Origin of the sequence: Erythrobacter sp. CCH5-A1 (assembly GCF_001557115.1) — a bacterium.
Taxonomy (GTDB): Bacteria; Pseudomonadota; Alphaproteobacteria; order Sphingomonadales; family Sphingomonadaceae; genus Erythrobacter.
Map to the genome: position 1 here is coordinate 1 of NZ_LSKQ01000108.1, position 240 is coordinate 240.

Annotated in this window: 1 protein-coding gene; it reads right to left on the reverse strand. The window is 73.3% G+C overall.

What is annotated here, in order from left to right; genetic code table 11:
- A partial coding sequence (locus AX708_RS20775; RefSeq protein ID WP_233999613.1) for a methyl-accepting chemotaxis protein occupies positions 1-240 on the reverse strand: 240 nt, incomplete at both ends.

Sequence of the window (240 nt, forward strand, 5' to 3'; positions counted from 1 at the left end):
TGGTCTGGAAGGCGATCCCGTCGATGACGTCGATGATCTGGGTGATCTCGCGCGCGGACTGCTCGATCGCGCCCATCGCCGCGACCGCCTTGCCGACCACGGCGCCGCCTTCGGTCGCGCGCTGGTGGGTCTGGGCGATCGCCGAGCGCGCGGCGACGGCGTTGTCGGCCGACTGGCGGGTGAGGGCGACGGTCTGGCCGACCGAGGCGGCGGTCTCCTCGAGGCTCGCGGCCTGCTGCT